Consider the following 14,548-nt stretch of genomic DNA (forward strand, 5'->3'; position numbering starts at 1 on the left):
AGTTAAGGGGTTGTTTTTGTACTGTTAAAAATAGAAAAAGGGCACAAAAAGGGCAGTGTGTGCAAATTTTCGAATTTAAAGCATAAAAAATACGCTCAGATTTGAGCGCATTATCCAAGTTTTACCTGTTCAAGTTTGTTCATCATTTCTTTATCCATCTGTTCAGTAACGTGTGAATAAATGGATAGGGTTGTACGGTGGTCTGAGTGGCCTACACGATCCATAATAGCTTTAAGTGATACACCTTGTTGAGAGAGTAATGATATGTGGCTATGTCTTAATATATGTGAAGAAATTTCTTTCTTGATACCAACATCTTTAGCTGATTCCCTAAGTATCTTATTGAATCTTTCAGTCTGCATTGGATTACCTTTGTGATTAGTAAATACAAAGTTTCTGTTTAGATAGCCATCATTCCATTTTGAATCTTTTTTGTTCTCCAGTATTGCTTTCTTTAATATCTCACAACTTCTACTGCTTAATCCTATTGTTCTGTAACTTGATTCTGTTTTAGTGGTATCTTTTACACCGAATCCACCAGATTCATCGTGAAACCAATGGATTGTTCCATTGATGTTTAAACTCTTATTATCAAAGTCTATATCTTCATTTTGAATGGCCAACATTTCGCCAATACGCATACCATTTAACGCTTGGAATTCAGTCATGAGTGCAACGAATGAATAAAATCGTTTATGGATACCTGAGTGCATCTTCTTCGCCTTCATATTAATGTCTTTGATGATAGATTCAATTTCATTTAACTCGAGGTATTTATTACGTTTAGTTTTCACTTCATCGTAGGTCTTAATTCTTTTATTTAGTGTTATATCTTTCAAAAATTCTAAATCTTGTAGTTTATAGATACGTCTAGCGTATTCAAATACATTTTTGAATATGCTTAACGCTTCTTTATTTACTTGATATACATAACCTTTACCGTCAATGTCATCGAAAACTTGTTGAGCGTATGAGAGTGTTATTTTATTGATTAAAATATCTTCATCTACAAATTTCTTTAAAGTGTTTAACTTACTCAATTTTGTTTTAATAGTTGTTCGTTTTGATCCAGACGTTTTAACATAATTTTGGAACCACTCATCGCTTGCTTGATGGAAGGTAAGTGTCTTTAGATCTGTTGGCGTCTTATCATTTAATTTGCTCTCTATACGCTCATTTAAGAGCTTCTGAGCTTCTTTCTGTGATTGCTTCCCATTCTTATTTAGAACAACACTCACACGTTTCCATTTGTCTGTGTATGGGTCTTTGTACTTCTCGTAGAAACGGTACTGTGTTTGATTATGCTTATTAGTGAATTGTTCATGCCACATTTGTTATCCCTCCTTGTCATTGCTTTTGTTGAATTTTCATAGTTTTTTTATGCCATTCATTAGGAAAGCCATAAGATAATAATATTTTTTCCATACTACTGACCTTTAATTTTTTGCTCATGTTATTAGCTCTTTTCAATATTGAATTATGTAATAGAGCATAGTCATCTTTTGGCAAAAAGCATTTTAGAGCTATAAAAACATGGAATGGTGATTGACGAGACTTTTTAGCATCTATTTCAATTGAATTGTATAGTTCGGGAATGTATTTTATATTATTATTGCATTTGAAATCTAACAATTTGTTATTATGAGCAACGCAGTTACGTATACTGAGGACATTTTCTAATATTTTATCTAAATAGTTAGGTTCTAGTTGTATCACAGTGTTAATATTAGTACTAAGTATAGTAGAGAGTTCTTTAGCAATATTGTTTCTTGTTTTATTATCTATAAATTTATAAAGTTTAACTATAATACCAAGAGTTAAATCATTTACTATTACCCAAATTGGCACGTCATTGTGTATTCTAAAGTGATGTTTAACAGAGTTATCTTTTTTACTTCTTATTAACTCGTTTACTTTTTTGGATATAAAAGACAAAGTTTGTGTTAAAGATAGTGGATTGTCAGTTGCGTAATTTGATGTATCTAGGTATGCAAATGGCTTATGATGAAAGTTTTTAGCAAAATGATATGCAAATATAGATTTAAAATGTTTCTCTGAAATTAATATGAATTTCATTAGTAAATTTTTGATTTCTGTATCAAAGATATGTAAGGCTTTAATCTCATCGAATGTTGTTCCTGAAATGTACTGATTCTCTTTTTCTTGAAATAACTTGCTATACATATTCACTACGTTATAGTAATTATTTTGAATCAAGTATGTTTTTACATTATCATAATCGTTTATTTGCAATCCTCTATCCATTAAAATATTGATTTGTTCATCTAAAGTTTTAAAAGGTCTCATAATTATCAATTCTCCCTATATATAACAAAAACGCCCCTTATCTACTGATTACGTAGAATAAGAGGCGTTTTGCGCTAATAAGTCCTCCCAACAAAAAATGTTGAGTCAGATACTTATTGCTTTGCTTGAAACTTATTCTATAATTACTTTGCACTAATGTCAAATTTAAATGTGTGATCTTATTACATTTTATAATCCTATGAAGTTTGTAAAAATTTATTTCTTCTTATAATCATCTATAGTAACGCCATCTCTTTCAACTTTCTTTCTGTTTGCTCTGATTAATAAAGCAGCATTAATAGTAATGATCAATGCCAATATTATAGAAACTGCCAAATTACTAATGTTGAAGTAATTCAATGCTACTAACCCCATTACTAAAACTAAATTGATTGTATGATGTATCGTCACTGCTTTGCTCATTTGAATCTCTCCTTTTATATAATAAGCTGCTTAATTCACATATTATTATGTATCTCACAACCTTAAAATAGGGCGTACGTGTGCAAAGACACGTAGTTGGCACTGCTATTTATTATCGTTGTTTTTCAACTCATCTATAAGTGAATCATAAAGTTTTGGGTTGTCATTTAATAATCCATTCAGAAATTTTTCTGCGTTACTATTAATAGCAACTCTTCGGTCTTCATCGTCTTTAGGTTCATCAATTTCGAAAGAATATTTTGCCAACATTTTTAGTGGATCAATAGTAAATGCCTCTACTTCTAATTCCTTTTGAGGTTTTTGATCTGGGTATTTATTTGTTAAAGTATCAAGCTCATCGAAAGTTCTTTCAAGTAAAAGGTCTAGTTCTCTAAGCAAGTTCATATTTACACCTTTTTCTTTTTCTGTGAACATAATAGCAACATCTTTAAATAGATTATTTTCGGACAGTTCTAATTTAAAATCGTTGTATTGATATTCTGAAGTTTCATTATAAATTTTAGATATTTTGTCTCTAACATAGGCAATAATATTACTGTTCGATTTGAAATTGTTTATGTAATATTCTAAAAATAGCTCTTCTATATAGTAATAAATTTTTGCATCTAAAATATCTTTTGGATGTTTTAGCTTTGATTGGTATATAGGAACAGATAAAGTTCTTTCAATACCATTTTTTAATAACTGTTCTCTTTTTTTATTGTTTGGAAAACGTAATGCTTTTCCAACATGGGAATCTTCTCCATTATTTTTTAACATGTTTTCATAGAGTTCATTCATAACTAGCATATATTTTTCATCATAACCAAAAAGTATCTCGTTAACTGTAGTATTACCTAATTCAGCTATCTTTTTGAGGCGTTCATTATTAGGTTGAGATAATCCTTTTTCCCATTTAGATACTAATGATTTATGGGCAACTGTATCAAATACTTTTCCGAATTCTTCCATAGACATTCCTAAAGATTGACGAATTTTTTTTATGTTTTTTGCTAATTCAGTTTGTTTTGTAATGATAATCACCTCTGGTATTTTAATATTTATTAATTTGATTTTACCACTAGTAAACTAACAAAAAAAGGTTAAGTTTCAAAAAGTAGCAATAAAAGTATTGCAACTAGAAAGTAGGTATAGTAATATTGTAGCATAAAGTAGCAAAGAGGGTGATTAAATGACTAATAGAGCGCAAAGTTATCGTAAGTTTATGGGATATACCCAAATCCAGATGGCTAAACTTCTTAATATCTCAGTTCAAGCATATCGAAATAAAGAAAAAGGAAAGACGCCGTTTAAAGATATTGAAAAAGTTAAAATTAAAAAGGAAGTTCAAAAAAATGGTTTTGAAGATATTACTATCGATGAAATTTTTTTTGGTAACAAAGTAGCAAAAAGTTTCCAAGAAAATAATGAGGAGGTCAAATAATGGGAGTTAATAAATTGCAAGAAGAGCCAACAAAAGAAAATACGATATTAGAGCCAGAGCAAGTTGTAACACATCCAATTTACTGTGCACCTAAGAGCATTGGAGAGTTATTTGGTTTCAGTAGATCAACGACATCAAGGTTGTTGAATGAGTACAAAGAGAATGATAGAGGTGTCAAAGATATGTACCTGAGTCTCAGCAGTACATTAGTAGTAATAAAGATAGAAAAGTTTGAGAAGTGGCTTAAATTGAAGAATGGAGAGTGGTTATGATGGGTTTATATTCAATACTAATGACACTCATCACTACGATAGCAATTTTAATTGCACTCATCTTTGAAGATATTTACGTATCGTTAGTGGTTTTCGGAATATCAAGTATTATTGCGATTCCAGTATCAGACCAATACACAATAAAAAAGGAGAATTAAAATGGATAATAAGAAACTTTTTGACCTATACCAAAAACACTGGGAAATTGTGGGTCACATACAAGCAAATGCAGATAATTTGGAAGTGTTAGAGGAAGTCAGAGAAATGTTTACTGGTGTCATGAAAGATAGCGCAGCTTTGCAATTGGTTGAAAATAAGCTGATTAATAAAATGAAAGATCACATAAAAGAACAAGGTAAGTTATCTAAACAATTAGAGTTAATGTTAGATCACAGTAAAGCAACGGGTAATGTATTAGATTTAAAAAACATATGATGATAAGAAAGTAGGGAGAATGATGAATTTTGAAATTAGGAATATGATATGTGACTTAGAGGTTTTAAAAGAAAAACTTGAAGATATTAAAATGACGTATGGTTGGTTTGATGATGAGTACTTCACTCATGAACCTAATCACGTATTAAACAGAAATGAAGTTATGATGCATGGAGTGAAGTATCACGAACATCGGATTCATAATACGCAAACACTTGATTTGATGACGATGTATTTAGAACAATTTGATAGATTAATTAAAAAGTTTCATGAAATAGAAAAAGCGTCTTGTGAGAACTTTGGCGAGGAATCACAAAACGCACAACTTTAGAATGATTGTGTAAATCAATACACATACATTCTACCAAATTTAAGCAATTATTTACAGAGGTAGGTGGAAATTATTGGGATTTGAGAAGATTCAACTTGAACATGATACTGATGTGTCAGTTATTGAGTATGAAAATTTAGACGCAGGATCATTCACGCAATTTACTGAATGTACGTGGAATGAATTAATAAATAGGTATCAAACGGCAAAGATAAACCAGAATAAGTATAGTCGTAATACTGCGATATATGGTGACGTTTCAGATGGTGTAGATAAATATGGTAATCATAAGCAGAAGTATCGTGAAGATAAAAATATTTTGTATAGAAATGTCATTGTCTTAGATTATGATGAAGTACCCAATTTAAAAACATTGCACAACTCATTTAGAGAGCGTTTAAGCGATGTTTCATGGTTTTGGCATACAACTTTCAGTCATGCTACAGATTCACCTAGAATACGCTTGTTATTGCCATTGAATGAGCCTATAAGTGGAGATGAATACAGAAGTTATTCTAAAGTGATTGCTAATAAAATTGGTCATAAAGTAGATGAGGGTAGTTTCCAACCATCACGTTGTATGGCATTACCAGTTAAGAGAACTAAAGATTCTGTCTATCTTTATCGTTACAACGATGCGCCTATTATGGATAAATCGACATTAGAAAAATGGTATCAAGAAATAGGTAATATATCTAAAAATAAAGATATTAAGCTAACTTTTAATAGACGTGATGATGAGTATTGGAAAGAAATTTGTGGTGGAGTATCTACAGGATCTAGAAATAACGCTTTAACGTCAATTCTTGGCCATTTATTTAATAAAGGTGTGAATGACCATCTTATATATGGACTGGCTTATAATTACGGAAAAATGTGTAAACCACCCTTATCAGATAGAGAAATAAATACAACATTTCAGTCTATCTTTAATAAACACTATAAATTGTGATTGGAGGTATTCAATGAGTGATGAAAATATGCTTGATTGGATTGATGAAAGACAAGCAGATGTTACAGAAAAAGAAACTGATTTAATTCCTAGAAATTATAAAATCGAGCAACGCAACGGAATATCTCACTTGTACAAAATTATTTCTAGTGAAAGTGATAACAAGCCAGATAAGAAAGTATTTGTTACAAGTACAATACCAAACGTAAATGAACGTTATGAAGATATTGAAAGTAATGTAGTTAGTTATAATCTTAAATTTCAAGATAACAATCATGAAGTGAATTTAAATGTTGATGCAGAACAAATTACTGATGCAAGAAATCTAATTAAGTTAGCCAAAAACAAACTAGATGTGACATCTACAACTTCATCAAGGTTAGTAGATTTTATCAATGCATCTATGCGTGAGAAACCACCTATTAATATATCAGTAGCTAATAGATTAGGACATATAAAAAATTACTTTATTTATCCATACAAAGAAGAATTAGAGATAAGTAACATTAAATTATTTAATAATGACAGTGGATATAAATCGTTGATTAAAGCGTTTGAAACAAAAGGTACATTAAGTAACTATTCGAAAAAGGTATTTAATAAAATTAAATCGCTTCCGATGGTTATGATGATGGTATACGCATCATTAGGGTCAGTATTATTGCATGAATTTAAAATTAATCCTTTCATAGTTGAAATATCTGGACGTACTTCAACAGGTAAGACATTCACATTAAAAATTGCAGCAAGTGTTTGGGGTAATGACGGATTAATTACAGAATGGAATTCCACTAAAAATAGTATTGAAGCACAAGCAGTATTTTTTAACTCATTCCCGTTGCTTAAAGATGACACGCGCAACGCATACTCTAGATTTGTTTCAGATATGGTTTACAACTTCTCTGGTGGAAAGACTAAATCAAGAAGTAATACAAACCGTACATTAGATGAAGTGAAGACATGGAAGAATATTTTATTATCAACGGGTGAAGTATCAATGCCAGATCTGGCTGGTGAAAAAGGTGGCGTTTCTGGTCGTGTAATTACTTTGCAAGATGACCCATACCCGAAAGATTTTGATTTTGCTAGTTTAGCTGAATCTATAGAAGAATCTCATGGCTTATTAGGAAAAGCATTCATTAAACAATTTCAGGCCAATAAAGATGAGTATCATAGTTCATTTAAAGGGGCACAACAATATTTCATTAAGAAGGCCGAAGATAATGAAGTCATGGCTAGATTAGGACGTTCATTCGCGTTGATGCAAGTTACTGGGGAGATCCTTAATGATATTGAGGGATTTGAACATGATCATTACGCAATAGTTAATGAAGCATATAAAAGCATGATTAAAAATAATGGAAATATTGATAAACCGAAGCAGTTGTTAGAAGAGTTACTCCAATATTTAGATGCAAATAGAAATCACATTGAAGGTGAAGGGTACCATGATGTTAAAAACGGTGATGTTAAAGCCATATATAAGCGTGACTATTTATGTATATTAGGTGAAACGGTCAAAGATTTTCTAGGGCATGAAACGCATACTATAACTGGTGAGTGGCTTGAAAGAGATTATCTAATAAACGATAAAGATGATAGACGAACAAAACGTATTAGTCATAATAATAAAAAACCAAGAGGATATGTAATTAAAAAGGAAATAATTGAAAAATTAGGATTTGACTTTAGCAATTCAAATAATCCTTACTCTGATTTTTAAATAGTTCCCAAAGTTCCCAATTAGTTCCCATATCAATAAACTAACTGGGAACCAAGCAAAGTTTATTATATCAACGGTTACAGTGATTAGTTCCCGAAGTTCCCGAAATATAGAGATATAAGTTTTAGAATAATATTATTTATTGTCACTATATATAAATATACATTTCTTGGTTTTATTAATTAGTGGGAACTTCGGGAACTTTTGCTGCTAATCTCTTGTGAGAGTAATGTTCATTGGGTTCCCGATTTAGAATTTGATTGTGGAACTTTATGGGAACTGAGTGGGACTTAGCTAATATAAGTTATGGTTTCTGAAAAGCAAGTAATCAAAGTAACACAATTACAAGGAGGATATGCAATGCCGACAATTACAGATATTGGAAAGAAACAATTTGAATTATTAAGTAAAAATATAACTTTCAAAGCAAAAGTTAAAAATAATCAAGAAGAAATGAAGCAAGGTTTAGTTGCTAGTCTATTATTCTATCCGCATGATCCTCAAAGGTCATTTATACAATTAATATTGAAGCTGACTGATAAGTTTTTACTCTATAACTTTGATGGAGATATATTTTTAATCACACATGATTTTAAAGGAATGATTAAGTTTAATATTAGAAAGCCCAACGTACTGCATAAGAAACATTTCAATGATGGTTGGATGATAGAAATTGATAATTTGAACTCTATTAAAAAAGGTTATGGGAAGCTACTACTGAATACAATAATCGCAGTGTCAGAAGAAATAAAGCTTGATTTATGCTTATGGACTGAAACAGATAAAAATACACAGTACTTTGTGAGATATGGCTTTGAAAGTAAAGGTAAAGTAGGGCAAAATAAAGAAAATTTGATGATTAGATATGTTGAAAGATAGACATATCAAAAACCGGTATTGGACTATATTCTGTAAGTTTTCGTAATGTTTTCTTGTGAGGGGGTACCTACATAGGTGCTCCCTTTTTGATAGCAGTTATCTATTACTAATAATAAATTACTACAATTTACTACATTTAACATGCACGAGATTAAATTAATCCCCTAGCATAACCTAGCATTTACTAAAAAATACTAAAATTCTAAGTGTATAAGGGGGCATTTTACGATTCCTATTGCTAATAAAAGCTAATATACAGAAGTTTCATAAGGGGGACGTGAAACACGACGTCATAAAATGACGGAACAAATTGATCCCCCATATATATATTGAAAAACCCAAAGGTATGTAGATTCCAAAAGGGCGAGATAAGGGCGAGGTGGCTGATTTTTAAGGCGTCTAAAATACAAAGGTATAGAGAATTATTGATGCCATAAATAGGAAAGGTTTAGGGAAGGTATGGAGAATTTTTCGCTTTATAAAAATGATAAGGTTATGTCAAGGTAAGTGGAATTTTTTGGATTTGATAATATGCACCAAAAACGAACATTAGTTCTTTTATGGTTATCTATGACAATGTATGATTTCAGGTATTAAATGCTGTTATTAAAGGGTTTTATAGAATGTTAAGCTCTTGTTAAAAAACACAAAATAGCGAACGTTAGTTTGTTAAAAATGCACGAAAATGGTATAATTACTGTATAAAGTAAAATGAATTGAGGTGAAAAACAATGACAAAAGTTGCAGAAAAAAAGAAGCAAACCTTACCCGATGACCACTTGCAGGTACTCAACGTGATAAGAAATGCTTCAGATAAATATATTACTAAAATTAAGATACTAAATCAATTGGGTTATGAATATAACTCTACCAATGAACGATGGATTAGATTAGTGATCAGTAACTTAATTGAACGACATGAATACCCTATTGGTTGTAGTTATAAGAAGGGGCAACGTGGCTATTACATGATTAGTAACAAAGATGAACAACAACAAGCCATGCACAGTATAAAAAGACTTATAGATGGTAATGTGAGACGTTATGAAGCTATTAAGAAACTAGAGGTGTAGTAGATGGCTATTACTATTGATAATCTACCAGTGCTCGAAAAAGGCACAAATGAGCCTCCAGTGGCATATGAGATGAGAGAAGAAGTTAGCGATTATGAATTGTTAACTAGATATAATTCACGATATATTTCAGATAAGATAGATGCAGTTGAAGCTGATATTGAATTGATGTACGAACGCACCTATCCTCGTTTAGCGAGTGATGAGTTCTTACAACAAATATATTATGAGAGTTTCCCATTGGAGACGCTAGCTATAGAGATAATTGAACAAAAACAAAAGTTGAATGCTTTTATACGTAAAAGTAGAAAGGCTTTAACGCTATTCTATACAGTGACTAAACGATACACCATTAATGAGCAGAATGATATTAAACGTTACATGAGGTCAAAAGGTACATACAAACCAGATATTATAGACACATTAAAGCGAGAATTATTCAAAGCATCTCAAAGTGAACGTAACCAGAGAAACAAAATTAGTGAATCTGAACGCACAAAGCATATAGAAATGAAAGCTACATTATTAAGAAAACAAAGAGAAAAAGAAAGAGGTAATTGATTATGACAACACAAACAACAAGTGCATGGGATGTATTCTTTAATGACAAACGATATAAGGATTTATTAGATGAATTAAATAAGCATTTCTCTGAGACAAGGTTATTACTTAAACAAGGCTATCGCCAAGATATTGTAAGAGAGAAAATGAATGATAAAGTGTTCGGAATGCAAATGAAGTTTAAAGAGCTCGGACAAAAAATGATTGATGAACATGAAACAAAGCTACAGAAGTTAGAACAAGATAACAAAGTGGTTACATTTGATGACCCTCAAGCAGAGCTACTCAAACGACAAGATTTAGAGGCTAAAGTTTCATTGATTGATAACAATGAGTTAGTTCATCTTATTCAAAATATTGACCCTGACGATGTAGGTGTATATGAAATCAGTGTATATGCGAAAGCTATTGAAAAAAGATTGACTGAAAATCAACAACAACGTGTTAGAGATTTTCATGTTGTTAAGGAAAAAGTCCTATACCCATTTAGAAACAATGAGGAATATCAACAGTTAGAACATGATTTAGCAGTGTTATATCAATTTGGTATGCAAGTAAAAGGACAACCAGTTGATAGAGATGAAGAGGGTAACATCAAAATTATGAATATTGCAGATCAATATAATGAGATTTTTAAATAATATTCTGAATAGGGAGTAAATAAATGAACAACAAATATTTGATGAATAGTAAAGAATACCAAGAAATTTTAAGTAAATATAAACAAATGATAAAGGCTATTAAAGATAGTCGGTTAAATCGAATTGAATCTAGTTATGTATTAGAGAAAGTTCAACCTAAAATTGATGAGTTGAAACAAGACATTAGAATATTTGTCACTAATATTCAAGATGATTTGGAAGTTGATAAAGAAAAAGTAAAAGAGAAATACTCTGCAAACAATACTGATATAAATGCAGAACGATACAGAAATGAAACAGAACAAGCAAAAATTAAACTCATGAACAAGAAAGAACTTATTAGTTACACTAAAGAACTGCATGAACAAAATGTGACGCCTCAAGTGTTAAGTTCAGTACAAGAGCAATACAATCATTTGAACTTCAATGATGTGCTATTAGAAATGAAAATTGATGAACTAAAACCATTTGCTTTAAATCCATATATGAGAGATAAGCGATACTTAGAATTAGTGGAAGCTGAAAGATATATCGAGAATATAGAAAATGATCTATTGAATGGTGTATTACATTTTGAAGATGGTACGTCATCAAACATTCAAAGTGACATGCATCAATGGGCTACTAAAGACCATCATAGCGACCCTAAATCAGAATTTAAAACTAAAGAATCATGGGAAGTATTTATTTAAATTAACTGCCTATCCTTAATTGGGTAGGCTCATTTTATATACAAGGAGTGAATATATGGGATTACCGTCGGCAAGTAGTAGAAAGCCTAGAGCTAGTGAAGTAGAAGCGTGGGCTAGGGGGCAAATAGGCAAGAGAATAAATATAGATGGAAGGTACGGAGCACAGTGTTAAATCTAGCACCTTTAACGAGCGATCGTTATAGCAAACTCCTTTAATTCATGGGAAACCTAAACAAGTAATGTTGTAGGCAATCATGAGCGAAGCCTAATCATAGGAACGTGCAACGACTAGCTGAAAAGCGTACGCTCAAGCGAGTGGAAACAGGGAGCAACCTATTAGGTTGATGATATAGTCTGAACATTCATAGAAATATGAAGAAGGTAACGGTTAGCGCTCGTTATCGTAACAAAATTGTGGGATTTACCTAATTTTTTATTCCAGAAGTATTGGGGATTTAGAACATGGGGTAACGCCGTTGATATGGCCAATAATAAATATCCTAAAGGATTTTTGAAGATATCTAATAAAAAGGATACTGTACCTAAGCCAGGAGATATTGCAGTATGGCATCCGAGTCCTGGAACAATTGGTTGGGCAGGACATACGGCAGTTGTGGTGGGACCTTCAACTAAAAGTTATTTCTATTCGGTAGATCAAAACTGGAAAAATTCAAATAATTGGAGTGGTAGTCCTGGAAGTTTAGAAAAACATAGTTATGTAGGGGTAACATGTTTTATAAGACCGGCATACTACCCAGAAAAAGTAACATCAGATAATTCCGATGTAAGCAAACCAGACCCTAAACCGGATGAAACACCACAAGTTAAAAAGCCTAAATATATAAACAAAGAGATAACTAAAGTTAAATACACGACTTTTAGTGAAAATGACCAAGATTATCAAGAAATTGTACATTATATGTATGACGAAAACAGTCAAGACCGTATCAAGCCACCAAAAGGTATATATGTACGTGAAAGTAACTTCTTTAGAGGAGTTACTGGTATATATAAACAACGTAATAAATATATGAAACCGGAGGAGTTTCCTCACGCATACGTTGATAGAGAAATGGCGTGGCACTGTAGACATACAAACAGTATGTATCCAGGTTATGAAGATTATTTAGTATTAGAGGTATGTGGTGCAGAAACAGCCAATAAACGCGAGTATTTACTCAACCAACTAACTGCTATTCTGTATGGATTAAAACTACTAGAATGGCAAAATGTTAAATTGAGTAAAGATGCGTTGAAGCTATCGCCTACAATATGGCGTAGCATGAAAGATTTAACTGGTTTTGACATGATTGTTGAAGGTTTTCCGGAAGATGCAAAATACGACGAGGTAAAATTAAAGTTACTTGAAAATTATAAGAATATAAAAAAACTTATGACAGAAACTGCTACAACTACTACCTTGAAAACAACAATTAAAGTTAAAAATCCAAATGCGAATCAAAGTAGTGTAACTGTTTCTAAACCTGGAACTAAACAATCGGATAAAGTAACATCAACGAGTAACAAACCTAAGATTAGTGTCGAAACATCTAAATATACATTTGCGAATGCTTTAAATAGGCAGATGGGTACTAATCCACCACCACAAGTTAATAAAGGGTGGGGTTGGTATAGTGCTAGTCGTTCTGAAACAAGTAAAGCTATGAGCCCATCAGCTATATGGAAAAGTGGTGTACAGAAGTATCAGATGCTTGATTTAGGTAAGTATCAGGGTGTTCCTGTTGCTAAATTGAACGCCATTCTTAAAGGTAAAGGCAAATTACACAATCAAGGTAAAGCCTTCGCTAGTGCTTGTAAGAAGCACAATGTAAACGAGATATACTTGATCTCACACGCATTTTTAGAAAGTGGAAATGGTACTAGTAATTTTGCTAGTGGTCGATATGGCATATACAACTTCTTTGGTATTGCAGCATATGACTATAATCCAAACTATTCTATTAATTTTGCACGTAGACAAGGGTGGACAACTCCGGCGAAAGCGATTGAAGGTGGCGCCAAATTCGTTAGGAATGATTTCTTTAACAAAGGTAAAAATACTTTGTATCGTATGCGTTGGAATCCAAGAAACCCAGCTACTATGCAATATGCAACAGATATACGTTGGGCTAGTCACCAAGCTACGAGTATTTATAACATATACAAAAAGGTTGGTTTAAAAGGTATGTATTACATTAGAGATAAATATAAATAGGAAGTGATTAAATGAGTGAATTAAATCCAAGACAAGAGAAATTTGTACATGAATACATTAAGACGTTAAATGTCACACAATCGGCTATAAAGGCTGGCTACAGTCCTCAGAGCGCTCATGTACAGGGCAGTAGGCTATTAAAGAATGAAAAGGTATCTAAATACATTAAAGAGCAAAAAGAAGAGTATATGGATGAAAGTGTATTAACTGCTAAAGAGTTATTGCACATACTTACTAATGCAGCTACTGGTGATGAAACAGAAACTAAAGAAGTAATTGTTAAGCAAGGTGATTTTGTTGAGAATCCAGATACAGGACGTAAGATTTTAGTGTATAGTGAACGTGTAGAGATGGTAGAAGTACCAATAAAAGCAAGTGATCATTTGAAAGCTAGAGATTTATTAGGTAAGTATCACAAGATATTTACAGATAAAGTTGATATAAATGCACCAGTGCCACTATTCATTGATGTTACAGGTAGTAGCTATGAAGAACAACAAGAAGCGTTTAAGGAAATTGATGAAAAGTATCCAAATAGTTTGAGGATTATTGATGATATAGGGAGATTTGAGGAGTAAAATAAGCCAAACTATATAATTA

The 14,548-nt window shown here is 31.8% G+C and carries 18 protein-coding genes; 14 read left to right on the forward strand and 4 right to left on the reverse strand.

Features of this window, described 5'->3' with window-relative positions; all coding sequences use genetic code 11:
• Positions 1 to 110: 110 nt before the first annotated feature.
• The 4 genes from BJS11_RS10690 to BJS11_RS10705 all read right to left on the reverse strand — a co-directional run bounded on the left by BJS11_RS10690 (position 111) and on the right by BJS11_RS10705 (position 3,774).
• A complete protein-coding gene (locus BJS11_RS10690; RefSeq protein ID WP_069996182.1) occupies positions 111 to 1,331 on the reverse strand; it encodes a tyrosine-type recombinase/integrase in 1,221 nt (406 codons plus the stop codon).
• 16 nt (positions 1,332 to 1,347) lie between these two features.
• A complete protein-coding gene (locus BJS11_RS10695; RefSeq protein ID WP_069996183.1) occupies positions 1,348 to 2,307 on the reverse strand; it encodes an Abi family protein in 960 nt (319 codons plus the stop codon).
• Positions 2,308 to 2,523: 216 nt separating this feature from the next.
• Complete coding sequence (locus BJS11_RS10700; protein WP_069996184.1) at positions 2,524 to 2,730, reverse strand: hypothetical protein; 207 nt, start codon at positions 2,728 to 2,730, stop codon at positions 2,524 to 2,526.
• A 105-nt stretch (positions 2,731 to 2,835) separates the two neighbouring features.
• Positions 2,836 to 3,774: a helix-turn-helix domain-containing protein gene (locus tag BJS11_RS10705; RefSeq protein WP_069996185.1), complete on the reverse strand. Its 939-nt coding sequence runs from the start codon at positions 3,772 to 3,774 to the stop codon at positions 2,836 to 2,838.
• Between the two features lie 148 nt (positions 3,775 to 3,922).
• Here BJS11_RS10705 and BJS11_RS10710 point away from each other — a divergent pair, with 148 nt between their 5' ends.
• The 14 genes from BJS11_RS10710 to BJS11_RS10770 all read left to right on the forward strand — a co-directional run bounded on the left by BJS11_RS10710 (position 3,923) and on the right by BJS11_RS10770 (position 14,526).
• Complete coding sequence (locus BJS11_RS10710; RefSeq protein ID WP_069996186.1) at positions 3,923 to 4,174, forward strand: helix-turn-helix transcriptional regulator; 252 nt, start codon at positions 3,923 to 3,925, stop codon at positions 4,172 to 4,174.
• Positions 4,174 to 4,446: a pathogenicity island protein gene (locus BJS11_RS10715; protein WP_069996187.1), complete on the forward strand. Its 273-nt coding sequence runs from the start codon at positions 4,174 to 4,176 to the stop codon at positions 4,444 to 4,446. Before BJS11_RS10710 ends, BJS11_RS10715 begins: the two co-directional genes overlap by 1 nt.
• Positions 4,443 to 4,604 carry a hypothetical protein gene (locus BJS11_RS13730; RefSeq protein WP_159427262.1) on the forward strand — a complete coding sequence of 54 codons (162 nt, stop codon included), beginning with the start codon at positions 4,443 to 4,445 and terminating at the stop codon, positions 4,602 to 4,604. The genes BJS11_RS10715 and BJS11_RS13730 overlap by 4 nt, the downstream gene beginning before the upstream one ends.
• Position 4,605: 1 nt before the next feature.
• Positions 4,606 to 4,881 (forward strand): hypothetical protein, encoded by a 276-nt coding sequence (locus tag BJS11_RS10720; protein WP_069996188.1) that lies wholly within the window; start codon positions 4,606 to 4,608, stop codon positions 4,879 to 4,881.
• A gap of 22 nt (positions 4,882 to 4,903) precedes the next feature.
• A complete protein-coding gene (gene tscT, locus BJS11_RS10725) occupies positions 4,904 to 5,212 on the forward strand; it encodes a type II toxin-antitoxin system toxin TscT (protein ID WP_069996189.1) in 309 nt (102 codons plus the stop codon).
• A gap of 73 nt (positions 5,213 to 5,285) precedes the next feature.
• Positions 5,286 to 6,164, forward strand: a complete 879-nt coding sequence (locus BJS11_RS10730) for a primase alpha helix C-terminal domain-containing protein (protein WP_069996190.1) — start codon at positions 5,286 to 5,288, stop codon at positions 6,162 to 6,164.
• Between the two features lie 28 nt (positions 6,165 to 6,192).
• Positions 6,193 to 7,887, forward strand: a complete 1,695-nt coding sequence (locus tag BJS11_RS10735) for a DUF927 domain-containing protein (protein WP_374699939.1) — start codon at positions 6,193 to 6,195, stop codon at positions 7,885 to 7,887.
• A gap of 360 nt (positions 7,888 to 8,247) precedes the next feature.
• Positions 8,248 to 8,766 (forward strand): hypothetical protein, encoded by a 519-nt coding sequence (locus BJS11_RS10740; protein ID WP_069996192.1) that lies wholly within the window; start codon positions 8,248 to 8,250, stop codon positions 8,764 to 8,766.
• Between the two features lie 731 nt (positions 8,767 to 9,497).
• Positions 9,498 to 9,839: a pathogenicity island protein gene (locus tag BJS11_RS10745; RefSeq protein WP_069996193.1), complete on the forward strand. Its 342-nt coding sequence runs from the start codon at positions 9,498 to 9,500 to the stop codon at positions 9,837 to 9,839.
• 3 nt (positions 9,840 to 9,842) lie between these two features.
• Positions 9,843 to 10,400: an encapsidation protein CP3 gene (locus BJS11_RS10750; protein WP_069996194.1), complete on the forward strand. Its 558-nt coding sequence runs from the start codon at positions 9,843 to 9,845 to the stop codon at positions 10,398 to 10,400.
• Between the two features lie 2 nt (positions 10,401 to 10,402).
• Complete coding sequence (locus BJS11_RS10755; protein WP_069996195.1) at positions 10,403 to 11,041, forward strand: hypothetical protein; 639 nt, start codon at positions 10,403 to 10,405, stop codon at positions 11,039 to 11,041.
• Positions 11,042 to 11,064: 23 nt separating this feature from the next.
• Entirely contained in the window at positions 11,065 to 11,733 is a 669-nt protein-coding gene (locus BJS11_RS10760) for a hypothetical protein (protein ID WP_069996196.1), read from the forward strand.
• Between the two features lie 412 nt (positions 11,734 to 12,145).
• Positions 12,146 to 13,948, forward strand: a complete 1,803-nt coding sequence (locus BJS11_RS10765; RefSeq protein WP_258953794.1) for a glucosaminidase domain-containing protein — start codon at positions 12,146 to 12,148, stop codon at positions 13,946 to 13,948.
• Between the two features lie 11 nt (positions 13,949 to 13,959).
• Positions 13,960 to 14,526 carry a terminase small subunit gene (locus tag BJS11_RS10770; protein WP_069996198.1) on the forward strand — a complete coding sequence of 189 codons (567 nt, stop codon included), beginning with the start codon at positions 13,960 to 13,962 and terminating at the stop codon, positions 14,524 to 14,526.
• The last annotated feature ends 22 nt before the right edge of the window (positions 14,527 to 14,548 follow it).

Source organism: Staphylococcus caeli, assembly GCF_900097965.1.
GTDB classification, from domain to species: Bacteria; Bacillota; Bacilli; order Staphylococcales; family Staphylococcaceae; genus Staphylococcus; species Staphylococcus caeli.

Coding starts and splice junctions, on each gene's coding strand:
- BJS11_RS10690 (WP_069996182.1), bottom strand. CDS start 1,331: ATGTGGCATGAACAATTCACTAATAAGCATAATCAAACACAGTACCGT.
- BJS11_RS10695 (WP_069996183.1), bottom strand. CDS start 2,307: ATGAGACCTTTTAAAACTTTAGATGAACAAATCAATATTTTAATGGAT.
- BJS11_RS10700 (WP_069996184.1), bottom strand. CDS start 2,730: ATGAGCAAAGCAGTGACGATACATCATACAATCAATTTAGTTTTAGTA.
- BJS11_RS10710 (WP_069996186.1), top strand. CDS start 3,923: ATGACTAATAGAGCGCAAAGTTATCGTAAGTTTATGGGATATACCCAA.
- BJS11_RS10715 (WP_069996187.1), top strand. CDS start 4,174: ATGGGAGTTAATAAATTGCAAGAAGAGCCAACAAAAGAAAATACGATA.
- BJS11_RS13730 (WP_159427262.1), top strand. CDS start 4,443: ATGATGGGTTTATATTCAATACTAATGACACTCATCACTACGATAGCA.
- BJS11_RS10720 (WP_069996188.1), top strand. CDS start 4,606: ATGGATAATAAGAAACTTTTTGACCTATACCAAAAACACTGGGAAATT.
- tscT (WP_069996189.1), top strand. CDS start 4,904: ATGAATTTTGAAATTAGGAATATGATATGTGACTTAGAGGTTTTAAAA.
- BJS11_RS10735 (WP_374699939.1), top strand. CDS start 6,193: ATGCTTGATTGGATTGATGAAAGACAAGCAGATGTTACAGAAAAAGAA.
- BJS11_RS10740 (WP_069996192.1), top strand. CDS start 8,248: ATGCCGACAATTACAGATATTGGAAAGAAACAATTTGAATTATTAAGT.
- BJS11_RS10745 (WP_069996193.1), top strand. CDS start 9,498: ATGACAAAAGTTGCAGAAAAAAAGAAGCAAACCTTACCCGATGACCAC.
- BJS11_RS10750 (WP_069996194.1), top strand. CDS start 9,843: ATGGCTATTACTATTGATAATCTACCAGTGCTCGAAAAAGGCACAAAT.
- BJS11_RS10755 (WP_069996195.1), top strand. CDS start 10,403: ATGACAACACAAACAACAAGTGCATGGGATGTATTCTTTAATGACAAA.
- BJS11_RS10760 (WP_069996196.1), top strand. CDS start 11,065: ATGAACAACAAATATTTGATGAATAGTAAAGAATACCAAGAAATTTTA.
- BJS11_RS10770 (WP_069996198.1), top strand. CDS start 13,960: ATGAGTGAATTAAATCCAAGACAAGAGAAATTTGTACATGAATACATT.